Origin of the sequence: Streptomyces sp. NPDC102437 (genome assembly GCF_044765565.1) — a bacterium.
Taxonomy (GTDB): Bacteria; Actinomycetota; Actinomycetes; order Streptomycetales; family Streptomycetaceae; genus Streptomyces.
The window spans coordinates 38788-63284 of the sequence record NZ_JBIWKI010000001.1 but is presented as its reverse complement, the minus strand read 5'-3'; the positions used below and the strand labels follow the sequence as shown (position 1 = coordinate 63284).

Annotated in this window: 18 protein-coding genes, 1 tRNA gene and 3 pseudogenes; 16 read left to right on the top strand and 6 right to left on the bottom strand. The window is 69.9% G+C overall.

Annotated features, from left to right (window positions below; genetic code table 11):
- Positions 1 to 8: 8 nt before the first annotated feature.
- The 14 genes from ACIRJP_RS00255 to ACIRJP_RS00190 all read left to right on the top strand — a co-directional run bounded on the left by ACIRJP_RS00255 (position 9) and on the right by ACIRJP_RS00190 (position 16446).
- A complete protein-coding gene (locus ACIRJP_RS00255) occupies positions 9 to 1052 on the top strand; it encodes a substrate-binding domain-containing protein (RefSeq protein WP_404166545.1) in 1044 nt (347 codons plus the stop codon).
- A 71-nt stretch (positions 1053 to 1123) separates the two neighbouring features.
- Entirely contained in the window at positions 1124 to 2362 is a 1239-nt protein-coding gene (locus tag ACIRJP_RS00250) for a Gfo/Idh/MocA family protein (protein ID WP_404166542.1), read from the top strand.
- A gap of 11 nt (positions 2363 to 2373) precedes the next feature.
- Positions 2374 to 3378, top strand: a complete 1005-nt coding sequence (locus tag ACIRJP_RS00245) for a sugar phosphate isomerase/epimerase family protein (protein WP_404166539.1) — start codon at positions 2374 to 2376, stop codon at positions 3376 to 3378.
- Between the two features lie 301 nt (positions 3379 to 3679).
- A complete protein-coding gene (locus ACIRJP_RS00240) occupies positions 3680 to 7408 on the top strand; it encodes a ThuA domain-containing protein (protein ID WP_404166536.1) in 3729 nt (1242 codons plus the stop codon).
- Between the two features lie 189 nt (positions 7409 to 7597).
- Positions 7598 to 8716 (top strand): inositol-3-phosphate synthase, encoded by a 1119-nt coding sequence (locus ACIRJP_RS00235; protein ID WP_404166533.1) that lies wholly within the window; start codon positions 7598 to 7600, stop codon positions 8714 to 8716.
- Positions 8713 to 9819 carry an SCO3242 family prenyltransferase gene (locus ACIRJP_RS00230; RefSeq protein ID WP_404166530.1) on the top strand — a complete coding sequence of 369 codons (1107 nt, stop codon included), beginning with the start codon at positions 8713 to 8715 and terminating at the stop codon, positions 9817 to 9819. Before ACIRJP_RS00235 ends, ACIRJP_RS00230 begins: the two co-directional genes overlap by 4 nt.
- Positions 9816 to 10703 (top strand): sugar phosphate isomerase/epimerase family protein, encoded by an 888-nt coding sequence (locus ACIRJP_RS00225; RefSeq protein ID WP_404166527.1) that lies wholly within the window; start codon positions 9816 to 9818, stop codon positions 10701 to 10703. The genes ACIRJP_RS00230 and ACIRJP_RS00225 overlap by 4 nt, the downstream gene beginning before the upstream one ends.
- 23 nt (positions 10704 to 10726) lie before the next feature.
- Entirely contained in the window at positions 10727 to 11392 is a 666-nt protein-coding gene (locus tag ACIRJP_RS00220) for an EboA domain-containing protein (RefSeq protein ID WP_404166524.1), read from the top strand.
- On the top strand, positions 11392 to 12240 hold the full coding sequence (locus tag ACIRJP_RS00215; RefSeq protein ID WP_404166521.1) for a TatD family hydrolase: 849 nt from the start codon (positions 11392 to 11394) through the stop codon (positions 12238 to 12240). Before ACIRJP_RS00220 ends, ACIRJP_RS00215 begins: the two co-directional genes overlap by 1 nt.
- Before the next feature lie 4 nt (positions 12241 to 12244).
- On the top strand, positions 12245 to 13420 hold the full coding sequence (gene eboE / locus ACIRJP_RS00210; protein WP_404167597.1) for a metabolite traffic protein EboE: 1176 nt from the start codon (positions 12245 to 12247) through the stop codon (positions 13418 to 13420).
- A complete protein-coding gene (locus ACIRJP_RS00205) occupies positions 13417 to 14823 on the top strand; it encodes a nucleotide pyrophosphatase/phosphodiesterase family protein (protein WP_404166519.1) in 1407 nt (468 codons plus the stop codon). The genes eboE and ACIRJP_RS00205 overlap by 4 nt, the downstream gene beginning before the upstream one ends.
- A gap of 30 nt (positions 14824 to 14853) precedes the next feature.
- Positions 14854 to 15885: a sugar phosphate isomerase/epimerase family protein gene (locus ACIRJP_RS00200; RefSeq protein ID WP_404166516.1), complete on the top strand. Its 1032-nt coding sequence runs from the start codon at positions 14854 to 14856 to the stop codon at positions 15883 to 15885.
- Between the two features lie 259 nt (positions 15886 to 16144).
- Positions 16145 to 16232, top strand: a tRNA-Leu gene (locus ACIRJP_RS00195).
- 46 nt (positions 16233 to 16278) lie between these two features.
- Positions 16279 to 16446: a hypothetical protein gene (locus ACIRJP_RS00190; RefSeq protein ID WP_404166513.1), complete on the top strand. Its 168-nt coding sequence runs from the start codon at positions 16279 to 16281 to the stop codon at positions 16444 to 16446.
- Positions 16447 to 16683: 237 nt separating this feature from the next.
- Here the strand turns inward: ACIRJP_RS00190 and ACIRJP_RS00185 are convergent, their stop codons facing one another.
- Positions 16684 to 17388: a pyridoxamine 5'-phosphate oxidase family protein gene (locus ACIRJP_RS00185; protein ID WP_404166511.1), complete on the bottom strand. Its 705-nt coding sequence runs from the start codon at positions 17386 to 17388 to the stop codon at positions 16684 to 16686.
- Between the two features lie 1158 nt (positions 17389 to 18546).
- On the opposite strand from ACIRJP_RS00185, the gene ACIRJP_RS00180 reads away from it, so the two are divergent.
- Together ACIRJP_RS00180 and ACIRJP_RS00175 are read left to right on the top strand one after the other, a co-directional pair.
- Entirely contained in the window at positions 18547 to 18978 is a 432-nt protein-coding gene (locus ACIRJP_RS00180; RefSeq protein ID WP_404166508.1) for a hypothetical protein, read from the top strand.
- Between the two features lie 73 nt (positions 18979 to 19051).
- A pseudogene (locus tag ACIRJP_RS00175) lies at positions 19052 to 20646 on the top strand (multicopper oxidase family protein).
- Between the two features lie 343 nt (positions 20647 to 20989).
- Here ACIRJP_RS00175 and ACIRJP_RS00170 read toward each other — a convergent pair.
- The 5 genes and pseudogenes from ACIRJP_RS00170 to ACIRJP_RS00150 form a co-directional block, all read right to left on the bottom strand.
- Positions 20990 to 21127: pseudogene (locus tag ACIRJP_RS00170) on the bottom strand (MFS transporter); the annotation flags it as partial.
- A gap of 81 nt (positions 21128 to 21208) precedes the next feature.
- Positions 21209 to 21739: a carboxymuconolactone decarboxylase family protein gene (locus tag ACIRJP_RS00165; protein ID WP_404166506.1), complete on the bottom strand. Its 531-nt coding sequence runs from the start codon at positions 21737 to 21739 to the stop codon at positions 21209 to 21211.
- Between the two features lie 321 nt (positions 21740 to 22060).
- Positions 22061 to 22699, bottom strand: a complete 639-nt coding sequence (locus ACIRJP_RS00160) for a hypothetical protein (protein ID WP_404166503.1) — start codon at positions 22697 to 22699, stop codon at positions 22061 to 22063.
- Between the two features lie 596 nt (positions 22700 to 23295).
- Positions 23296 to 23501, bottom strand: a pseudogene (locus tag ACIRJP_RS00155) (hypothetical protein); the annotation flags it as partial.
- Positions 23502 to 23774: 273 nt separating this feature from the next.
- Complete coding sequence (locus ACIRJP_RS00150) at positions 23775 to 24473, bottom strand: DUF1326 domain-containing protein (RefSeq protein ID WP_404166500.1); 699 nt, start codon at positions 24471 to 24473, stop codon at positions 23775 to 23777.
- Between the last annotated feature and the right edge of the window lie 24 nt (positions 24474 to 24497).

The following is a 24497-nucleotide window of genomic DNA, read 5'->3' as shown; positions in this document are numbered from 1 at the left end:
CGACAGCCATGCCAGAAACCAGCCGCAGACGACTGCTCTTCGGCACCGCAGCCGTCTCCGCGGGCGCCCTGCTCACGGCCTGCACGAGCAATGACCCCAAGCCCGAGGACACCGACACCGTCAAGAACACCGGCCCCGCAGCCGACGACAAGCCCGGCAAGCCCGTCACCATCGGCTTCGCCGGTCCCCAGGCCGACCATGGCTGGCTCAACGCCATCAACGAGAACGCCAAGTCGCGGGCGGCCAAGTACTCCGAGGTGACACTGGAGTCCACCGAGGGATCCAACGACACCGCCGCCCAGATCGGCCAGGTCAAGACCCTCATCAACAAGAAGGTCGACGTCCTCGTCATCCTCCCCGCCGACGGCAAGGCGCTCACCCAGGTGGGCCTGGAGGCCATGCGGGCGGGCATCCCCGTCGTCAACCTGGACCGGATCTTCGCCTCCCCGCAGGCCTACCGCTGCTGGGTCGGCGGCGACAACTACGGCATGGGCCTCAACGCCGGCACATACATCGGCGAACAGCTGAAGGACAAGGCCAACGCCAAGGTCGTCGAGCTGGCGGGGATCGACAACCTGGAGCTCACCAAGCAGCGGAGCCAGGGCTTCGCCGACGCGCTGAAGAACTACCCCAACATCAAGCTGGTGGCCCGTCAGGCTGCCGACTTCACCGTCGAGTCGGGCCAGGCGAAGATGGCCCAGCTCCTCCAGGCGCAGAAGAAGTTCGACGCGCTGTGGAACCACGACGACGACCAGGGCGTCGGCGCCCTGCGCGCCATCCAGCAGGCAGGCCGCGACGAGTTCCTGATGGTCGGCGGCGCCGGGGCCAAGTCCGCGATGGACGCCATCAAGGCCGGCGACAGCGTCCTGAAGGCCACGGTGCTCTACCCGCCGACGATGGCCGCGTCCGCCATCGACCTGGCCCGTGCGCTGGCCCAGGGCAAGGGCGTCGGCGGACTGGCCGAGTTGGAGATCCCGACCAGTCTCACCCTCTACTCGGCCGTGGTCACCAAGGAGAACATCGACCAGTACCTGCCGACGGGCTTCAGCTGATCCGCCCCGCAGGAGGGCGCTGACCAGCTCTCCTGCCGTATTCATCGAACGACCGACGAGGAGGAGCCCCGATGGCCCGCAGGGAAGAGACGGATCAGGAGGCCGCAGCGCCACCGACGCGGCGGCCGGAGACGAGTGCACCGGTGCTCGGCGTCGGCATGGTGGGATACGCGTTCATGGGCGCCGCCCACTCACAGGGCTGGCGCACCGCGGGACACGTCTTCGACCTGCCGATGAGGCCGGCTCTCGCCGCGATCTGCGGACGCGACCGGGCCGCGGTCGACGCGGCCGCCGCCCGCCACGGCTGGGCGGCGGCGGAGACCGACTGGCGCGCCCTCATCGCCCGGGACGATGTGCAACTCGTCGACATCTGCACCCCCGGCGACAGCCACGCCGAGATCGCCATCGCCGCCCTGGAGGCGGGCAAGCACGTGTTGTGCGAGAAGCCGCTCGCCAACACGGTCGCCGAGGCCGAGGCGATGACCGATGCCGCGGAGCGGGCCGCCGCCCGCGGCCAGGTCGCGATGGTGGGCTTCAACTACCGCCGGGTGCCCGCGATCACGTACGCCCGGCAGCTGATCGCCGAGGGGCGGCTCGGCACCCTGCGGCACGTCCGCGCCGCCTACCTCCAGGACTGGCTCGTAGACCCCGAATCACCGCTCACCTGGCGGCTGGAGCGGGAACGCGCCGGCTCGGGCGCGCTCGGCGACCTGGGCGCCCACATCGTCGACCTGGCACAGTATCTGGCGGGGGAGCCGCTGGTCGGGGTGTCGGCGGTCAGCGAGACCTTCGTACGCCAACGGCCCCGGCTCGCGGGCCCGTCGGCCGGGCTCTCCGGGGCGGCGGACACCGGTGCGCTGGGGGTGGTGACCGTCGACGACGCGGCGCTGTTCACCGGCCGGCTCGCCTCCGGGGCGCTGGCCTCCTTCGAGGCGACCCGGATGGCGGCCGGGCGGAAGAACGCACTGCGGCTGGAGATCAACGGGGAGCGCGGCTCGCTCGCCTTCGATCTGGAACGGCTCAACGAGCTGTCCTTCCACGACCACACCGAACCCGCCGCCACGGCGGGGTTCCGGCGCATCCTGGTCACCGAACCCCAACACCCCTACCTGGAGGCGTGGTGGCCGCCGGGCCACGCCCTCGGCTACGAGCACACCTTCGTGCACCAGGCCCGCGACCTGGTGCGCACGATCGCCGAAGGGACCGCCCCCGCACCGTCGTTCGCGGAAGGACTCCAGGTGCAGCGGGTGCTCGCAGCCGTCGAGGAGAGCGCCGAGAAGAACTCCGTACACACACCCGTGGTTCTCTAGGAGGCCTGCCCATGCCCCGTCCCTTCACACTCTTCACCGGTCAGTGGGCCGACCTTCCGCTGGAGGAGGTCTGCCGCCACGCCCGGGACTTCGGCTACGACGGGCTCGAACTCGCCTGCTGGGGCGACCACTTCGAGGTCGACAAGGCGCTGACCGACCCCGGCTACCTGGACGGCCGGCGGCAGCTGCTCGACAAGTACGGACTGAAGTGCTGGGCCATCTCCAACCACCTGGTCGGCCAGGCCGTCTGCGACGCCCCGATCGACGAGCGGCACCGGGGGATCCTGCCCGCGCGGATCTGGGGCGACGGCGAACCCGAAGGGGTCCGCCGCCGGGCCGCCGAGGAAATCAAGGACACCGCGCGGGCGGCCGCCGCCTTCGGGGTGCGTACCGTCATCGGCTTCACCGGCTCGTCGATCTGGCACCTGGTCGCGATGTTCCCGCCGGTTCCGCCGCACATGATCGAGCGGGGGTACGAGGACTTCGCCGAGCGGTGGAACCCGATCCTGGACGTCTTCGACGCGGAGGGCGTGCGGTTCGCCCACGAGGTGCACCCCAGTGAGATCGCGTACGACTACTGGACCACCCGCCGCGCACTGGAGGCCGTCGGCCACCGGGCGGCGTTCGGCCTGAACTTCGACCCCAGTCACTTCGTCTGGCAGGACCTGGACCCGGTCAACTTCCTGTACGACTTCCGCGACCGGATCTACCACGTGGACTGCAAGGAAGCACGCAAGCGCCTCGACGGCCGCAACGGCAGGCTCGGCTCCCATCTGCCCTGGGGCGATCCCCGGCGCGGCTGGGATTTCGTCTCGGCCGGACACGGCGACGTGCCCTGGGAGGACGTCTTCCGGATGCTCCGGTCCATCGACTACGACGGGCCGGTCTCCGTGGAGTGGGAGGACGCCGGGATGGACCGGCTGGCCGGTGCGCCGGAAGCGCTGGCCACACTGAAGCGGTACGACTTCGATCCGCCGGCGGCGTCGTTCGACGCGGCCTTCGGGGGCGGCGACTGACCGGCTCCCCGTCGGGTGTGGCGGGACGGGCCGGGAGGGAGCTCCCTGGCCGTCCCGTGCCCGCCCCTGCCCTCACCCCGCTTTGTCCTGACGCAGGAAAAAGTTCGACCGGGCTGCTGCTCAAGGGCTTTCCGTCCCGGACGAACAGGTCTACGGTCCACAACGTGTACTTCACAACATGTACATGACATGACTCGGGTCGCCGGTGTCCCGCACACCCCAACGACCCGCGCGGCAGTCCCCGCGCAGAACGGCACGGCAGCACCCCGCCCGTACAACCGGCACACTCCGGAGGACACTCGTGCACCGAACCACCACCAGAAACAGGAGCAGAATCCGGCTCCGCGTCCGTAAATCCTTCGCCCTGTTCACCGGCGGCCTGCTCGCCGCGGCCACCCTGGCCCTGGGTGCCACGCCCGGAGCAGCCGCGACGGGGCCGTCCTCGCCGGCCGCCGCCGACGCGGCGGCCGAGGAATTCCAGCAGGTCACCCTCGCCAAGGGAGTCGCCGAGACCGGCGAGCCCATGACGCTGGCGGTGCTCCCCGACCGCAGCGTCCTGCACACCGCGCGCGGCGGCGAACTCTGGCTCACCGACAGCGGCGGCGACACCACGCTCGCCGGTGTCCTGCCCGTCTACTCCCACGACGAGGAGGGCCTCCAGGGCGTCGGCGTCGACCCGGACTTCAGCAGGAACCGGGCGATCTACCTCTACTACGCGCCCCCGCTGGACACCCCGTCGGGCGACGCTCCCGAGAACGGAACCGCCGCCGACTTCGCCAAGTTCGACGGAGTGAACCGGCTCTCGCGCTTCGTCCTCAAGGAGGACGGCACACTCGACACCGCCAGCGAGAAGAAGGTCCTCGACATCCCGGCCTCGCGGGGCATCTGCTGCCACGTCGGCGGCGACATCGACTTCGACGCGCAGGGCAACCTGTACCTGTCGACCGGCGACGACTCCAACCCGTTCGCCTCCGACGGCTACACCCCGATCGACGACCGGCCGGACCGCAACCCCGTGTTCGACGCCCGCCGCAGCGCCGGGAACACCAATGACCTGCGCGGCAAGATCCTCCGCATCAAGGTCGCCGACGACGGCACGTACACCGTCCCCGAAGGCAACCTCTTCGCCCCGGGCACCGACAAGACCCGGCCGGAGATCTACGCGATGGGCTTCCGCAACCCCTTCCGCTTCACCGTCGACAAGCCCACCGGCATCGTGTACGTCGGTGACTACGGGCCCGACGCCGGCGCCGCCGACCCCAAGCGCGGACCGGGCGGCCAGGTCGAATTCGCCCGCGTGACCAAGGCCGGGAACTTCGGCTGGCCGTTCTGCACCGGCAAGAACGACCCGTTCGTCGACTACGACTTCGCGACCAAGACCTCCGGTGCGGCCTTCGACTGCGCCGCACCCAAGAACACCTCCCGGTACAACACCGGCCTGGTCGACCTGCCGCCGGCCCAGCCCGCCTGGATCCCGTACGACGGCGCGTCCGTGCCCGAGTTCGGCACCGGCTCGGAGTCCCCGATGGGCGGACCGGTCTACCACTACGACGCGGATCTCGACTCGCCGGTGAAATTCCCCGAGGCGTACGACGGCAACTTCTTCGCCGGTGAGTTCGGCAGGCGCTGGATCAAGCGCATCGACCAGGACACCGACGGCACGGTCAAGTCCATCAACGCCTTCCCGTGGTCGGGAACCCAGGTGATGGACATGACGTTCGGTCCCGACGGCGCGCTGTACGTACTCGACTACGGCACCGGCTACTTCGGCGGCGACCAGAACTCGGCGCTCTACCGCATCGAGAACGCCACCGGCGGACGCTCGCCGATCGCCGAGGCATCCGCCAACAAGACCTCCGGAACCGCTCCGCTCAAGGTCACGTTCTCCTCGGCCGGAACCACCGACGCCGACGGTGACACGCTCAGCTACAGCTGGGACTTCGGTGACGGCGGCACATCGACCGCCGCCGACCCCACGTACACGTACAAGAAGAACGGCACCTACACCGCCACCGTCACCGCGACGGACCCCACCGGCCGCACCGGCTCGGCCAACGTCCATGTCACGGTCGGCAACACCGCTCCCAAGGTGAAACTGGAACTCCCCGGCGACGGGCAGATGTTCTCCTTCGGCGACGAGATCCCGTTCAAGGTGACCGTCACCGATCCCGAGGACGGAACCATCGACTGCTCGAAGATCGAGGTCCGCTTCATCCTCGGCCACGACAGCCACGGCCACCCCATCACCTCTGCGCACGGCTGCACCGGAACCATCAAGACGGAGATGGACGGCGGGCACGACCCCAACGCCAACATCTTCGGCGTCATCGACGCCTCGTACACCGACGGCGGCGGAGGCGGCCAGGCCCCCCTGTCCGGCCACGACCAGTCCGAGCTCCAGCCCCGCCACCGGCAGGCCGAGCACTACAGCGCCTCCCAGGGCGTCGCCCCGCAGAACAAGGCGACCGCCCACGGTGGCAAGACGGTCGGTGACATCCACAACGACGACTGGATCTCCTTCAAGCCGTACCTCCTCACCGGATCCACCAAGCTGACCGCGCGGATCTCCTCCGGCGGCGCCGGCGGCTTCCTCGAAGTCCGGACCGGCTCGCCGACCGGCAAGATCCTCGGCTCCGCACCCGTCCCGGTGACCGGTGCCTGGGACAACTTCCAGGACATCGACGTACCGCTGCGCGGCGTCCCGAAGGCGACCACCGAACTCTTCCTGGTCTTCAAGGGCGGTGCCGGAGCGCTCTACGACATCGACGACTTCGAGCTCTCCAACAGCGCCCCCGACAGGACCGCCAAGCGGGTGCTGGTCTTCTCGAAGACGGCCGGCTTCCGCCACGACGCGATCCCCGACGGAATCGCGGCGCTGAAGGAACTCGGCAAGGACAGCAACATCACCGTCGACGCCACGGAGACGGCAGGCCAGTTCACCACCAGCAACCTGGCCCGCTACGACGCCGTGGTCTTCCTCTCGACCACAGGCGACGTCCTCAACACCGACCAGCAGAAGGCCTTCGAGAACTACGTGGCCACCGGCGGCGGTTACATGGGCGTCCACGCGGCGGCGGACACCGAGTACGACTGGGCCTTCTACGGCGGACTCGTCGGGGCGTACTTCTCCTCGCACCCCGCCATCCAGCCCGCCACCGTCCGCGTCGAGGACCACAGCCACCCGGCCACCGCGCACCTCGGCGACGAGTGGAACCGCCCCGACGAGTGGTACAACTACCGCACAAACCCGCGTAATCAGGCCAAGGTCCTCGCCACCCTCGACGAGACCACCTACACCGGCGGCACCATGAAGGGCGACCACCCCATCACCTGGTGCCAGACCTACCAGGGCGGCCGCTCCTTCTACACCGGCCTCGGCCACACCAAGGAGTCCTACGCCGAACCGGACTTCCGCAAGCTGCTCCTCGGCGGCATGCGGTACGCGGCCGGCCAGGTGAAGGCCGACTGCAAGCCCGACACCGGCTACCGGTCGATCTTCAACGGCAAGACGCTCGAAGGCTGGAAGCAGGCGGGCCCCGGGAAGTTCGACGTCGTCGACGGCGAGCTGCGCTCCGAGGGCGGCATGGGCCTGCTCACCTACCAGGCCAAGGAGCTCGGCTCGTACTCGCTCAAGCTCGACTGGAAGATGCAGGGCGACGACAACTCCGGTGTCTTCGTCGGCTTCCCGGAGTCCGACGACCCCTGGTCCGCGGTGAACAACGGGTACGAGGTCCAGATCGACGCCACCGACGCGGCCGACCGCACCACGGGCTCGATCTACACCTTCAAGGCGGCGAACGCCAAGGCCCGCGACCAGGTCCTGCGACCGCCCGGCCAGTGGAACAGCTACGAGATCAAGGTCCAGGGCGAGCGCCTCCAGGTCTTCCTCAACGGAGTGAAGATCAACGACTTCACCAACACCGATCCGGTCCGGAGCCTGAAGAGCGGCTACATCGGCATCCAGAACCACGGTGCCAATGACCATGTGTCGTTCCGCAACATCCAGCTGAAGGAACTGCCCTCGGCGTAGGGCACCCACCCCGGCGACGGCGGGCGGGGAAGGGACCACCCCTCCCCGCCCGGAGGGACCACCCCTCTTCGCCTGGGGACCCCCTCCCCGCCCGCCGCCACCGCCCCGCCGGCCCTGTCGGCCCCGCCCTTTTGTCGCACAGCGCCACCCGCTCTGCCCAGCCAGCACCCCCAGCCAGGGAGGCAGCCCGTGTCAGCACCCGCCGTACGTACCGGAGTCTGGTTCATCGGAGCACGCGGCTCCGTCGCCACCACCGCCACCGCGGGGTGCGCGGCGGTCGCGGCAGGGCTCCACCCGGCGGCAGGCATGGTCACCGAGACCCCACCCTTCACCGACAGCGGGCTGCCCCCACTCACCTCACTCGTCTTCGGCGGACACGACACGGCCGGCTGCCCACTGCCCAAACGCGCCGAGGCACTGGCCGAGGGGGGAGTGCTGCCGCACGGACTCCCGTCGGCGGTGCGCGCCGAACTCGCCGCGGCGGACGCCGGGATCCGGCCCGGTGGACCACTGCCCGGCGACACCCGCGCAGACGAGGAACTCATCGCCGCCTTCGCCGCCGACCTCACCGACTTCACCCGCCGCAACGACCTGGCCAGGACGGTCGTCGTCAACGTGGCGTCCACCGAACCCCTCCCCGGCCCCGGCGCACAACGGCTGACCGCCAGCTCGCTCTACGCGGCCGCGGCGCTGCGGGCAGGCTGCCCCTACATCAACTTCACCCCCTCCACCGGGCTGCGCACCCCCGCCCTCCAGGACGCCGTCTCGGACTGCGGACTTCCTCACGCGGGCCGCGACGGCAAGACCGGCCAGACGCTGCTCCGCTCCGTACTCGCCCCGATGTTCGTGCAACGCGCCCTGCCCGTACGGGCCTGGTCGGGCACCAACCTGCTGGGCGGCGGAGACGGAGCGGCGCTGGCCGACCCGGGCGCGGCGGCCGCCAAGAACGCGGGCAAGGAACGCGTCCTCGCCGACACCCTGGGAACCGCCCCCGAGGGTGAGGTCCACATCGACGACGTACCGGCCCTCGGCGACTGGAAGACCGCCTGGGACCACATCGCGTTCGACGGATTCCTCGGTGCGCGGATGGTGCTCCAGACCACCTGGCAGGGCTGCGACTCGGCACTGGCCGCACCCCTGGTCCTGGACCTCGCCAGGCTGGTGGCCCGAGCCCACGAGCGCGGGCTGAGCGGCCCGCTGCCCCAGCTCGGCTTCTACTTCAAGGACCCGGACGGCGGTCCGGCCGCGCTCTTCGAGCAGTATCAGGCGCTGCTCGCCTTCGCCGGGACGCTGCGGGGGGAACGATGACGGCACGCGCCTGGGCCGAACTGCTACGGGTGTCCGCGCTGTTCACCGTCCCCGGCGACGCGCTGGCCGGGGCGGCGGCGGTCGGCCGGCGTCCCGACCGAGGAACCGTGCTCGCCGTCGGCGCCTCGCTCTGCCTGTACGAGGCGGGCATGGCGCTCAACGACTGGGCCGACCGCGAGGAGGACGCCGTCGACCGCCCGTACCGGCCGATCCCCTCGGGCCGGATCGCACCCGCTGCGGCGCTCGCGGCGGCGGGCGCGCTGACCGCCGCCGGGCTGGGGCTCGCCGGCCGGGCCGGCCGCCCGGCCCTTGCGGTGGCCACCGGACTCGCGGCGACCGTGTGGGCGTACGACCTCCGGCTGAAGCACACTCCGGCCGGGCCCGCGGCGATGGCCGCCGCACGCGGACTGGACCTGCTGCTGGGGGCCACCGCCACCCAAGGGACCGGGCGGACGACGGGGGCGGTGGCTCCGGGCGTGGGTGCGGGGACAGGGACGGGGGCAGGGGCAGGCCCGGGGCCGGGTTCCGCCGGTGGTTCGGCGACGGCTACGGGATCCGCCCGTGGTGCGGCTCCGGTCGCGCGCGGCTCCATTCTCGGCGCGCTGCCGGCCGCAGGTCTGCTCGGTGCGCACACCTACGCCGTCACCGCCGTCTCCCGGCACGAGGCACACGGTGGATCGACCACCGCACCCCTGGCCGCGCTCGCGGCCGTCGCCGCACTGGGCGCGGCGGCGCTGCGCACGCGGCAAGGGCGGCGCGAAGACCAGGAACCGGCCCCGCACACGGGATCCGGCGGGCAGGACGAGTCGCTCCGACCGCGTCCCTCGCACCGCTCACCGGCAACCCCCGCCCGCACCGCTTCCGGCCTCGTGCGCACCGCGCTCACCGGCTCCTACGTCCGGACCGCCGCGGTTCCGCTCCTGCACGCCGCGCTCAATCCCTCCCCGCCGCTCACACAACGCGCCGTCGGCGGCGGCATCCGGGCGATGATCCCGCTCCAGGCCGCTCTTGCCGCCCGCACCGGAGCGGTCGGCACGGCGCTCGCCGTCATGGGACTCGTACCGATCGCCCGCACCCTCGCCCGGAAAGTGAGCCCGACATGACGATCCGCCTCGGCTACGGCACCAACGGGCTCACCGACCTCCGCCTGGACGATGCCCTCGGACTCCTCACCGACCTCGGGTACGACGGGGTCGGCCTGACCCTCGACCACATGCACCTCGACCCCCTCGCCCCGGACCTCGCCGCCCGCACCCGCCGCGCGGCGTCCCGGCTCCAGGAGCTGGGGCTCGGTGTCACCGTCGAGACCGGCGCCCGCTATGTCCTCGACCCACGCCGCAAGCACGGCCCCTCCCTCCTCGACCCGGACCCGGAGGCCCGCGCCGCCCGCACCCGGCTGCTCGTCCGGGCCGTCCAGGTGGCCGCCGACCTCGGCGCCCACGCCGTGCACTGCTTCAGCGGCATCACCCCACCGGACACCGCCCCCGGCACCGCCTGGCAGCGGCTCACCGACTCCCTCGCCCCGGTTCTCGAAGCCGCCGACCGCTCCGGCATTCCGCTGGCCGTCGAACCCGAGCCCGGACACCTCCTCGCCACGCTCGCCGACTTCCACCATCTGCGCGTCCTCAGCGGAGACCCGCCACCGCTCGGGCTCACCCTCGACATCGGCCACTGCCAGTGCCTGGAACCCGCCATGCCCGTCGACTGCATCCGCGAGGCCGCGCCCTGGCTGCGCCACGTCCAGATCGAGGACATGCGCCGCGGAGTCCATGAACACCTCCCCTTCGGTGAGGGCGAGATCGACTTTCCGCCCGTACTCGAAGCACTCGACACCCTCTCGGACACCGGCTACCAGGGCCTCACCGTCGTCGAACTGCCCCGCCACTCCCATGCCGGCCCCGAACTCGCCCGCAAATCGATCGACTTCCTCCGCAAACACAGCCCGTCGAGTCACAGTCCGTCGAAGCACAGCCCATCGAGCCGCTGAAACCGCCCGAAGGGAGCGACGCCATGCCGATATCCCCGACGAACCCCCCGCTGCTGACCCGCAAGGACCTCGACGCACAGCTCGGCGGAGCCGCGCGCGCCTGGCTCGACGAGGCACTCGCCGAGGCCGAACACGCAGCCTCCCACCAGGGCACCGAGCAGCCCGGCAGCTCCTACGCAGCCCCACCGTGGGAACTGCGCTATGCCGCGGCCGGCCGGCAGTGCGGACTCGAACACGCCGACTCCGTACGTGCCCTCCTGCTCATCGAAGCCCGTGCCACGCTGCCCGCTCTGACCAGGCTGTACGAACAGGGCACCGCCGCCGAACGGCGCGCCGTCCTGCTCACCCTGCACCGGCTGGACCTCGGCCCCACCGCCCTTCCGCTCGTCGGGGACGCCCTGCGCACCAACGACACCCGGCTGATCGCCGCGGCCGTCGGCCCGTACGCCGCCACCCATCTCGATGCGCACAACTGGCGCCACGCCGTTCTCAAATGCCTCTTCACCGGGGTCGATGTCGAAGCCGTCGACGGACTGGCCCGGCGCGCCCGGGGCGATGCCGAACTCGCCCGCATGCTGGGTGACTTCGCCGCCGAACGCATCGCGGCGGGCCGCAGTGTCCCTGCCGGCCTCACTCGCGTCCTCGAACTCACCACCCGCGGTGCCGCCGCCCCCACGGAGGAGTCCTGATGCGCATCTTCGACCCGCACATCCACATGACCTCCCGCACCACGGACGACTACCAGGCGATGTATGACGCGGGGGTGCGCGCCCTGGTGGAACCCTCTTTCTGGCTCGGCCAGCCCCGCACCTCGCCCGCCAGCTTCTTCGACTACTTCGACGCCCTGCTCGGCTGGGAGCCCTTCCGCGCCGCCCAGTACGGCATCGCCCACCACTGCACGCTCGCCCTCAACCCCAAGGAGGCGAACGACCCGCGCTGCGTCCCCGTCCTGGACGCCCTGCCCCGCTATCTCGTCAAGGACTCCGTCGTCGCCGTCGGCGAGATCGGCTACGACTCCATGACCCCGGCCGAGGACACCGCCCTGGCCGCCCAGCTCCAGCTCGCCGCCGACCACGGCCTACCCGCCCTCGTGCACACCCCGCACCGGGACAAGCTCGCCGGGCTGCACCGCACCATCGACGTCATCCGCGAGTCCCGCCTTCCCCCGGAGCGGGTGCTGCTCGACCACCTCAACGAGACGACCGTGAAGGACGCCAGGGACAGCGGCTGCTGGGCCGGCTTCTCCGTCTATCCCGACACCAAGATGGACGAAGAACGCATGGTCGAGATCCTCAGGACCCACGGCACCGAGAAGGTGCTGGTCAACTCGGCCGCCGACTGGGGTCGAAGCGATCCCCTCAAGACCCGCAAGGTGGGCGACGCGATGCTCGCCGCCGGGTTCGACGACGACGACGTCGACAAGGTGCTCTGGCGAAACCCCGTCGAGTTCTACGGGCAGAGCGGCCGGCTCCAGCTCGGCACCGCCACGCCACAACCGCTCCATGAAGGCAACTCCATCCTGCGCGGCGGGGAGTGAGGCGATGCGCTTCCGCCACCCCGACGGCTCCACCGTCCACCTCTCGTACTGCACCAACGTCCACCCCGCCGAGACGCTCGACGGCGTCCGCGCCCAACTGCGCGACCACTGCGAACCCGTTCGCAGGCGCCTCGGCCGGGACCGGCTCGGCATCGGCCTCTGGCTTGCCAGGGACGCCGCCCGCACCCTGATCAACGACCCGGCCGAGCTGCGGTCCCTGCGCTCCGAACTGGACCGCCGCGGCCTGGAGGTCGTCACCCTCAACGGCTTCCCGTACGAGGGATTCGGCGCCGACGAGGTCAAGTACCGGGTGTACAAGCCGGACTGGACTGACCCGGAGCGGCTCGCCCACACCACCGACCTCGCCCGGCTCCTGGCCGGCCTGCTCCCGGACGACGCCACCGAAGGAACCATCTCCACCCTCCCGATCGCCTGGCGCACCCCCTTCTCCTCGGACCCGGAAGCGGCCCGCACGGCACACACCGCGCTCAGCACCCTCGGAGAACGCCTCGACGCACTCGCCGAACTCACCGGCAAATCCATCCGCATCGGCCTCGAACCCGAGCCGGGCTGCACCGTCGAGACGACCGCCGACGCCATCGCCCCGCTCACCGCCCTCGGACACCCACGCATCGGCATCTGCATCGACACCTGCCACCTCGCCACCTCCTTCGAGGACCCCGACACCGCCGTCGACGCGCTCGGCGCGGCAGGCATCCCGATCGCCAAGGCACAGCTCTCCGCCGCCCTGCACGCCGAACAGCCGCATCTCCCCGAGGTACGCACGGCACTCGCCGCCTTCGCCGAACCCCGCTTCCTGCACCAGACCCGCACCCGTACCGCCGCCGGACTGCGCGGCACCGACGACCTCGACGAGGCCGTCACCGGCCGGGCCCTGCCGGACGGAGCCCCCTGGCGCGCCCACTTCCATGTCCCCCTGCACAGACCACCCGCACCACCGCTCACCTCCACCCTTCCCGTACTCCGATCCGCACTGACCCGCCTGGTGGGCGGCGGACACCCCCTCACCAGGCACCTGGAGGTCGAGACGTACACCTGGCAGGCGCTCCCGGCCGCGCTCCGACCCCGTACCCGCACCCAGCTCGCCGACGGCATCGCCGCCGAACTCACCCTCGCCCGCGACCTCCTGGTCGACCTCGGCCTCAAGGAGCTCCCATGACCACAGCCGAGCAGCCCGCCGGGACCGTCACACCCACCCCTCTCCTCGTCGTCGACGTCGTCGGCCTCACCCCGCAGCTCCTCGACCACATGCCCCATCTCAAGGCCCTCGGGCAGTCGGGCACCCGTGCCCCCCTCGGCACCGTCCTCCCCGCCGTCACCTGCGCCGCCCAGTCCACCTTCCTCACCGGCAGCACCCCTGCCGAGCACGGCATCGTCGCCAACGGCTGGTACTTCCGCGAGCTCGGCGACATCCTGCTCTGGCGCCAGCACAACGGACTGGTCGCCGGCGACAAGCTCTGGGACGCCGCCCGCCGCGCCCACCCCGGCTACACCGTCGCCAACATCTGCTGGTGGTATGCGATGGGCGCCGACACCGACATCACCGTCACCCCGCGCCCCGTCTACTACGCCGACGGCCGCAAGGAACCCGACTGCTACACCCGGCCGGCCGCCCTGCACGGCGAACTCACCGAGAAATTCGGCACATTCCCCCTCTTCCACTTCTGGGGCCCCGGCGCCGACCTCGTCTCCTCGCAGTGGATCATCGACGCGACCCGGCACATCCTCGGCACCCGCCACCCCGATCTGGCCCTGTGCTACCTCCCGCACCTCGACTACGACCTCCAGCGCTACGGACCCGACGACCCGCGCTCCTACCGGGCCGCGGCCGAACTCGACCGCGCCATGGCCCCCCTCCTGGACGACGCCCGCCGCGAAGGCCGCACCGTCGTCGCACTCTCCGAATACGGCATCACCCGCGTGGACCGGCCCGTCGACATCAACCGGGCCCTGCGCCGCGCCGGTCTCCTGGAGGTCCACACCCAGGACGGCATGGAGTACCTGGACCCGATGGCCTCCCGGGCCTTCGCCGTCGCCGACCACCAGCTCGCCCACATCTACGTACGCCGCCCCGAGGACCTCGAAGCCACCCGCGAAGCTCTCCGGGACGTCCAGGGAATCGAGCAGCTCCTCGACGACGAGGGGAAGAAGGCACACGGCCTGGACCACCCGCGCTCGGGCGAGCTGGTCGCCATCGCGGAGCCGGATGCCTGGTTCACGTACTACTACTGGCTCGACGACGCCCGCGCGCCCGACTTCGCCCAGCTCGTCGAGATCCATCGCAAACCCGGCTACGACCCGGTCGAACTCTTCCTGGACCCCCAGGACCCATACGTCAGGGTCAAGGCGGCAACGGCCGTCGCCCGCAAGAAACTGGGCATGCGCTATCGCATGGCGGTCGTGCCGCTGGACCCGTCACCTATTCGCGGCAGCCACGGCCGTCTTCCGCAGAGCGACGAAGAAGGTCCGCTCATCCTGTGCTCCACCCCCCACGCGTTCACCGGCCCCATCCGGGCCACCGAAGTGAAGTCCTTGCTTCTCGAGCTTGCCGGACTGCAATGACAACGTCCCGCCCCCAGAAGGAGTTCCCCCATGAGTCGCCGCACCCCCGTCGACGCCGAGCTCGCCCACAAGCTCAGCCGGCGCTCCATGCTCGGCGTGGCAGCCGGAGCCACCGCAGCCGCCCTCCTCGGCGCCGCCGCCCCGGCCGTCACCGCCCAGGGCAAGCCCCAGGGCGACCCCCTGCTGCCGCCCGGCCGTCTCGGAATCCAGCTCTACACTCTCCGCGACAAGGTCTCGACCCTCGGCTTCGACAAGGTCTTCGCCGAACTCGAGGCGTACGGCTACGACGAGGTCGAGTACGCCGGCTACACCCAGGGCTCGGCCGGGGCCATCACCCTCGCCCAGCTCAAGCAGCTCACCCGTGACCACGGGCTCAAGGGCATCGGCAGCCACGTCGGCTACTACGACAACAACAACCCCAATGCCTACACCTTCGCGCAGAACCTCACCAAGGTCCTCGACGACGCCCAGGCCCTCGGCCTCAAGCACGTCGGCACCGCCTCGGGGCCGTTCCGCTACGGATCGACGGTCGACGCCTGGAAGCGCGCCGCCGCCGACTTCAACGCCTACGGCGCCGCGGCCAGGGAGCGCGGCATGAAGTTCTACCAGCACAACCACGCCGAGGAGTTCTCCTTCGCCACCGACCGGCCAGACGTCCGCCTCTACGACGTACTGCTCGCCGAGACCGATCCCGACCTCGTGTTCCTCGAGATGGACATCTACTGGGCCTACGTCGGCCAGTTCCGGTTCGGCAAGCGGGCCGACGGAACCCCCGACACCTTCGACCCGCTGCACTACGTACTGAAGCAGCCCGACCGATACCCGCTCTTCCACGTCAAGGACGGCGAGCACGACATCGCGGCCCGCGACGGCTATCGCATGGTGGATGTCGGGGACGGCGACATCGACTACAAGAAGTTCCTCTCCGCCGTCACCAGGACTCATGGCGGCCGCCGAGACCACCACTGGCAGGTGGAGCACGATCAGCCGATAGTCGACTCCTTCACCACGGCCCGCCGCTCGGCCGCCTACCTCCACACCCTGCGCCGGAAGGGCTGCTAGGACCCGCGCGTACGACGGTCCTCTTCGCAAGGGCGGAGAGGACCGTCGTCGTCCGTTCCTGATGCCTCGATTGCCGGGCGGCCTTGCACCATGCGTACGGGTGTGACTACGGATCGTGTGTGGAGTGGGCGGGATGCGGCGAGATCACGTCGACCGGAACCGCAGCACCGCACTGACCACCGGAAACGCAGGTGAGAGCCACCCTGAACCCCTGGTATTGTTTTCCATGTCGCCGCGGGAAACCGGGGCCGACCACCTGGTCCGGGTGGCGGAATGGCAGACGCGCTAGCTTGAGGTGCTAGTGCCCTTTATCGGGCGTGGGGGTTCAAGTCCCCCCTCGGACACCAAGGTCAACCGACCAAATAGAGCCGGCCAAAGTGACACTTTGTCGCTTTGACCGGCTTTGTTATTGCGGTGGATGTGGGCCTGGCCCTCTGCGGCTTCGCAGAGGGCAGGGAGCCGGTCTCGGCGGAGAAGCTGGAGCAGTTCGAGACCGACGTGCTGGCCGGGTTCGTCTGGCCAGGGCCCCGGCCGGGTTACGGACGGCATGATCCGCGGTGACGTCGGGCATGGGAACGGTTCGAATGCCAGCGGTTCTGAGTCATTGTGCCGCTCTGGACCTGGAGTCAGTCGCCGTGTTCACGTTGACGTTCCTCGTTCGTGGATCCGATGCTGCGGCCCTTGATGAAGCAGTCGGGGGGCTGAGCGACTGCGAAGAGGATGCACTCCGCGAGTGACTGCGGCATGAAGGCATCCCTGGCCTCGCGCGGTGTGGTCTCCCACTCCTCGGAGAGCGGATCAGCGGGAAGTGCGGCGGCTGACGAGCGGGACGGCTTGAGTGGCGAGATGGACGATGTGGGGCGGTACGGGGACGTGCTCCGAGAGCGCCGGGTCCGGTTCCGGTTCTCCCCATTCCGTACGCATGGGGAGAACTCCCGCCCATAGGCCCAGTTCGGCGTCGGGTCCGTCGCCGTCGTCCGGCGGGCCGGTGCGCACCTTGACGGAGGCCTCGTCGAGGGGGAGTGCCAGCAGTGCAGTCGCCGCGAGTTCCTTGCGGTTGGGGAGGCGTGCGTAGCCCCACTGGCCCGCGGCGACGTGCTCGGTGAGGCACCGCAAGCCGTGAAGCTTCTCCTCAGGGTCGGTCACGGCGCGCGGTATGCCGTAGATCATCGCGCTGCGATAGTTGACCCCGTGCTCGAACACCGAGCGCGCCAGGACGAGGCCGTCGACGTGCGTGACGGTCAGGCACACCGACGCGTTCGGCGCGGCGAGCAGGCTCCGGCTTGCCACCGAGCCATGAAAATAGACCCTGCTCTCATCCGCTCCGTACACGGTTGGGACCACCATCGGGGCGCCGTCGACGACCACGCCGAGATGGCACAGGAACCCCGTGTCCAGGATGGCGTCGAGATCCGCCCGGCTCCGGCTGCCCTGCTCCCGCAGGCGTCGATGGCGGGTGCGCTCCGTGGCGGGCAGGAAGGTACCTGGTGTCTCCTCAGTCATGCTGGCAGACGCTATCGAGGTTGACGATTTCAAGCTACCGATCTGACGATATTCGTTGGAAGTGACGCGTTTCGCAACGGATACTGTCGCCCGGGTTAGGTCTGGGTCGAACCCCTGGCGTGGCCGGGGGGCCGTTCCTTCACCTGTACATGGTGTTGGGCGGGCCTCCTTGCCAGCAGAGTCAGCGGCGCCGTGACGGACCCGAGCGATTCCGGCCCCGGTGCTGGCGGGCCCGCGTATACAACTGTCGCCAGTTCTCCGTGTGGCCCAGGCCTCTGGTGACCATGTGTGGTAACCGGGGCGGAGCCGCTAGCGGCCAGGACGGCAGAGGCGCGAACCGGTGTCGTAGGCAGTGGCGAGGACGTCCGCCGACTCGAAGAGACGACGACGCGAACACTGAGGTTGTTTCATAGGTGGTCGCCCGGATGCTCGGCTACCACGACGACATCGCCCCGCCGAACAGTTCGGCGGGGCGATGTGATCACAGTGCAATCGAATGGGCTCAGGCTCGCTCTCGCACCTCGGTGCCGTCGTACGTCCCGTCGACGCAGGTGCCCAGTCCGGGTTCGATCTGCATAACCTGCCCGCCCCCGTCCAAGCACTGTTGCGGGAAGATCCAAGCTTCCGCGTCGGCGAATCCCGCGCTTCCGAGCGTGAGAGCAATGGTCCCGGCGCACAAGGCAACCGCTGTAAGGGCACGACGCATGGGGACATCCTCGGGTCGAATCGGTTGGCCAACCAGCCAATTGGATCCCCGTTCGGTGCCTTGCTTCCGGTATTCCTCCGATTGAGGGCGCGTCACGCTCGCATCCGTCGGTTGCCGGGGAACGACTACCCGGAGTGTGAAACTGGCGACCACTCACGGCTGAGGCTTGGCTCGGGCCCGTGCGAGGGCCTTGCACGGCACCGCCCACCCCCACCGCCGACAGCGGGCTGCGATACGCGGAAGAGCCGTCCGGAAGAAGACGGCCGAGCTCACCAAGTCGGCGCAGACGGTGCGTCTACCGGGCCGGGGGGGCTCCCCGTCGTGGGGTCCTGCGGCGTCCCGGTGCTGCGTGCCTGCCAGCATTCTCGCCGCATCGGCAGATCATTTGCAGCTTCGCACTCAGCAAGCCTCCCACTAACGCCCCGCATACCCCCTGACCGTATGATGATCGGGTGGTATCCGAGGTTACGAGGCGCCCGAGGGCTGCGACGTGGTGGGGTCGGTTTGCGCTCGCCGTCGCGCTGCTCGTCGGCATCGTGCTGATGCACGGCCTCGGCCACCCCGGCGATCATGTGGATGTCACGCACGTATCGGGCGGGCATGCGGCCGCCGCAATGGGGCATGTGGTGGCCGACGCCGGCCACCCCACGCGCCCTGATCCCGCCCCCGCGCACGGGGTCGGCTTCGCGGGCGTGTGCCTGGCGGTGCTTGGCGCCGGGGTCGGCATCGTGCTGGCGGTCCGTGGCGCGCTCGTACGCCGGCGCCGACGCTGTGCGGCTGACGAGCCGCCGACTGGCATGCGGCTTGCCTGTGCCCTCTGCGTGATCCCGCCGCCCGAGTCGCCCAAGTCCCTGCTGACCCGCCTCTCGTTGTTGCGCATATAGGCAGACCGGCCGCTCCACGTCGTGAGCGAAAAGCCTTGATCATGCAACGACCACCTCAAGAGGTTTCACAGTCATGTCCCGACTCACCCGTCGTACCGTCCTCGGCGCCGGCCTTGCCGCCGCCGGCACCGGTCTGCTGACCGCCTGCTCAGGTTCCATGAGCGACATGGACCACTCCTCCGTCGGGGGTGGCATGTCGTCAAGCGCCGACTACCTCGGCCCGGACAGCAAGGAGGTCGCCGCGACCGAAGCACGCCGCAATCCCGGCCCGGGACGGCGGTTCAAACTGACCGCCGTCGAGACCGTGCTCGACCTCGGCGCAGGACGCACCGTCCGGTCATGGGCGTACGGGGACGACCTCCCCGGCAAGGAAGTAAGGGTCACCGCCGGCGACACCTTGGCGCTCACCCTCGCGAACAACCTTCCCGAGGCCACCTCCGTCCACTGGCACGGAATCGCCCTGCGCAACGACATGGACGGTGTTCCCGGTCTCACTCAGCGCGACATCAAGCCGGGTGGCTCCTTCGACTACCGCTTCGCGGTCTCCCACCCCGGCACCTACTGGTTCCATCCGCACTCCGGCGTGCAGCAGGACCGCGGCCTGTACGCCCCACTGATCGTCGAGGATCCCAGGGAACCGCTCAAGTACGACAAGGAGTGGGTGATCGTCCTCGACGACTGGGTCGATGGCGTCGACGGTTCCACTCCGGACGCCGTGCTTGCCGAGCTGAGCAAGGGTATGGGAGGCATGGACCACGGGGGATCGGGCGGCATGGAGGGCCACGACATGTCGAACATGTCGATGGCCACCCGGAAGTCCCCCTCGCCGAAGCCCTCTGGTCCCTCCCGAATGCTCATGGGCGCAACGAGCGACCTGCTCGGCGGCGACGCCGGAGACGTCGGGTACCCGTACTACCTGATCAACGGCCGGACGCCGGACGAGCCGCAGACCTTCGCGGCCCGGCCCGGCGACCGGATCAGGCTCCGGATCATCAACGCCGGCGGCGACACTGCTTTCGTATTGCCCTCGGCGGCCACAAGCTCACCGTCACGCACACCGACGGCTTCCCCGTCGAGCAGACGCAGGCCGACGCACTCCTGCTAGGCATGGGCGAACGCATCGACGCCCTCGTGACCGTAGGCGACGGCACCTTCCCGCTCACCGCGCTCGCGGAGGGTAAAAGCCGCTCGGCCCTCGCCGTCCTGCGCACCGGCGGCGGCGCTGCGCCTACCGCTTCCGTACGCCCGAAGGAGCTCGACGGGAAGGTCGTCCATGGCGGTCAGTTGAAGGCAGCCGAGCCCGTACGGCTTGAGCCCGGGCGCCCGGACCGGACGATCGAGTTCAAACTCACCGGCTCGATGATGAAGTACGACTGGGCCATCAACGGCAAGAAGTACGACCCCGCCCAGCGCTACGCGGCTCGCTCCGGCGAGCGCGTACGGCTGTCGTTCGTGAACAACACGACGATGTGGCACCCCATGCACCTGCATGGCCACACGTACGCGCTCGCCGGCGGCGGCGCACGGAAGGACACCTCGATCGTGCTGCCGGGGAAGCGGCTCGACGTCGACTTCGACGCCGACAACCCCGGGCTCTGGATGATCCACTGCCACAACGTCTACCACGCCGAGTCAGGGATGATGACCGTCCTCGGCTACCTCAAGTAGACCGGGACACCTGCGGAGAACGGCCTGGCTGGGGCTCTTGGCCAGGCCGTTCCTCACTCTGTCTCAGCCGAGGCTGAGCCTCGCACATACTCGCCCGGCGCACCGCGGCCACCAGCGCGTCCGTGTCCACGGCCATGTTCTCCGCAAGCCATCAGGCATCAGGTCCGCCGTTCGCGGTGACCACGACCTCGTCGAGCCGGCCTGCCAGGATTTCGCTGTCCGGTAGCTCATTCGAGAATCACGCGGCCTTGGACAAGGTGGACCGGTCCTTGCTGGGTGCGTGCCGGACGAGTGTCGCGGGTGCGGCCGTCACTCCTCGTCCGTCGTGGCGCGGCCACAGGAGGAGGGCACCTGTCGCTCCCGCTCCGGCGAGGTCGTAGGCAAGCAGCCCGAGGGCGACTGTGGTCAGCCCGGCACCGAACAGGGCGACGACCTGGGCGCTGAACAGGTGGCGGTAGTCGCGGATGGCGAACAGGCGCATGGCGGGTTCCTTCCGTGTCCATGCGGCGGGGCGCGGCCCCGGGGTGGAGGCCATGTCCCGCGCGTACAGGCGGGGTTGTCCCTACTCACCGGTGTCGCTCCCCGGTGTGAGGCCGGCGAGGAGGTTGAAGGCGCCGGTGACGATGTTGAGTGCGACGACGCCGACGACATCGGCTATCGCGCGGTCGCTGTAGCCGTGCTCGCGCAGCGCGGTGACCTGTTCGTCGGTGATCGACGTCGGCTCGCGATAGATCTGGAGGGCGAGAGCGATGATCGCCGCGACCGCGGGATCGACCGAGGTACCCGCGTGGGCTCGCTCGATCTCTTCCTCGTCCACTCCTGAGGCTCGGGCACCACTGACGTGCGCGTCGAGGCACAGCCTGCAGCCCTGCAGGACCTGGATGGCGATCGAGATCCGTTCGCTGATCCTGCGGTCGAGCTTGGCTCGCCCCATGGCCCGGCTGAGCTGGAGGTAGCCGCCCAGTACGGCTGGCGAGTGCGCCATCGTGGAGACCATGTCACCGATCCGGCCATGGCGTGAAACCAGGTCGGTGAGGAGGTCACGCGAGGCCCCGACCGCCGTGTCGGGCGTAAGTCGGGTCAGGCGTGGCATGACGCTCCTTCCGATGTCGGGGATGTGACGGGACGGTGTGGCGCGACGGGCCGAGTGCCCCTTGGCCGCGTCGTGTGCCGCGGCAGTTGATCGGTGGCGTTCATCCGGTCAGTGGTGCGCGTGGTGGCCGTGGTGGTCGCTCCCGTGCCCGGGGCGGCCAGGGGTGCCGCGTCCGGACGGGAAGCGGCCGCGGTGGCCCGTACGGTGAACTCGGCTGTCCGGACGACACCGTTGTGCTGAAAGTCCAGGTACAGGCGGTAGGTCCCGGCCGAAGGCGCGACGGCCATGAAAGCGATCTCGGGTCCCGGCGCGGTGGTGCCGTCACCGGGTTCGCCCTCCGGATGGACGTGGAGGTAGCCCAGGTCGCCGACCCGCAGGGCCACCAGGTGTCCGTACGCGGCCAGGTAGGGCTGCAGGTCGGTGACGGGGCGGTTGTCCCGGCTGACGGTGAGGGGTCAGTTCGCTCGCCTCGCCAGGCAGGAGTTCGCCGTCGAGCACGACGGTGTACTCGCCGATCCGGGCGATCCCTGTGGCCTCGGGAAGCGGTCGCGGGTCGTACGGTCCGGCGACCGCGACGTCGATCCCCAGCGTCATGGTCCCGTCGTGGCCGACCGGGGGGATGTCCGTGAAAAACCTCCAGTCCCCCGGTTCCAGGGCCAGTTCGACGCTCCAGGCGCCCTTCCCGTCCATAACGGGGTGCACGTGCTGGAACCCGGCCGTGTCGCGCCGGACAGCGATGAAGTGCAGTTCCTTCTCGTGCTCCGGTATGAACTCGGTCACCGCCTGCCCGTCCGGGCCGATCACCCGGAAGCTGATCGGCTGCACGCCGCCGGTGAGGATCGTCGAGTCGAGTTCGAGGGTGTACCCGTTCTCGGAGACCGACAGCCCGCCGGGCCGGGCTCCGCCGTGGCCACCGTGGTGGCCACGGTTGGTCTGGTCGTGGCCGGAGTGATTCCTCATGACGTCTCCATCGGTGTGATGCGCCTTCTGGCGTCGTCCGTTCAGGACAACGATCCATATACCCCGGAGGGGTATCCCGGGAACCTCGACGGTTGGAATCTTGCGAGTGGATCCACCGGGTGGAGTCACCCGCCTGCCGGCACCTTGGCGCTGGTGTGTCGGCAGGGCTGCCCCGGCGGTGGCTGCCGCGGCCGGACGGCGTGAAGGGGTCAGTGCATCTGCCGACTTGCGGCAGGGGTACCGGCGCCGCCTGCGCGCACGAGGGCACACGCATCCATGCAGGACGGGCGGGGACTGTTCTGCTGTGCGAGGTGGGACGCCAGAGCCTGCAGTGCGGCGGTGGCTGTCATCCTGACGAGGGGATGGCCGGCTATCCGGTATACCGTGCTGGTCCATGACAGTGTGACCATGGAGAACCTCCTCGTGGGTCACTGGCCGGATTTTCTGGTGGTAGCAGGCGCTGGGTGGCCCACCGGGCCTGGGAATTAGCGTCCGGCGGGCCGCCAGGCTGCAGTGTTCTGGATCCACGCCACGGCCGGTGCAAACCGAACAGGGGCAAGCGGCTCAGCCTCGCCCCGACGGTCGCGATGCCCGCGGAACAGGTTGGACTTGAAGGTGCCCAGCGTCTTGCGGGCCAGGCGGATGGCTCGGCGGCGGCGTACATGTCGCTGCGGACGGGTGAGGTCGCCGCCTCGATGGCGGCGTCGGTGCCGGTGCCCATGGCAAGGCCGAGGCCGGCCTGGGTGAGTGCGGCGGCGCCGTTGACACCGCTGCCGGCTGTGGCGAGCGAACGGCCTTCGCCCTACGGCCTCTCCGTGGTTCGATCCACGGGGGTGCTCCGCAACGTGCTCACCGAGGCATCTCCTTCTCGCGAGGTGTCCGGCTGCTGCGGCCCGATCCGCTTGCTCGGTCCGGGGGTTCACGTCGTGCTGTATATGCGCCACGGTACGGGCGCGCCATGCCGTGAATACGCCGGCCCCTGAGCGCGGGGCCGTCGGTGTGGCCGATCGCCCCGGTTCCGCCGATCAATCGCTGGGCGACGTCCTTGACCGGCCTTCCCGCCCCTGCCTCGCGGTCAGGGGCGCCAGTCGAAGGGGAAGTGCTTGCTGGATCCCCCGCGGTATTCATGGGAGAAGTCGAACCCTTCCGCGCGGTCGCTCTCGACGACGCCCCAGGTGGCGATCTGTCCGGGGCCGACCTCGGCGCCCGGAGCATTGACCAGCTGGACGCGACGGGAAGGGTCGGCGGTGGGACCGGTGAGGGCGGTCGCGCCGACGGAGACCTTGTCGGCGACACGGGCCCGCCAGTACGAGAGATCCTCGGCGGCGTCGAAGTGGACCGGAGCGTACCGTACCTCGCGCAGTTCGCTGATGAGTGAGCCGAACTGGCCCGGCCAGCCGCCGACATGTCCGGCGAAGATCTGCTCCAGTGCGCCACGCTGGGCCTGGTTGCCCTTGGCGTCGATGTAGAGCATCACCTTCATCGTGGCGTCCGGGTCGCCAACCCACATGTTCCCGGCGAACTCTCCCAGTGCCACCACGCCCAGTCCGTCCAGGCGCACGTCTCCGAAGTGCCCTTCGTGAACCTGCCAGACGAGCGTGAAGAGGCAGTCCCCGTGGGTCGGAGTCTGGGCGAACGTGCAGGGGCAGGGCAGTGCGCAGCTGCACACGTCGAACCACTCGCCCTGTAGGTGCCAGTCGGGCAGTGTGCCGTCATCCGTGCCGGCTCGGACGACGGCGGGGGCGCTTTGCGATGTGGCGGAAGTGGTGCACATGTTGGCCTCCCAGATCACTCATAC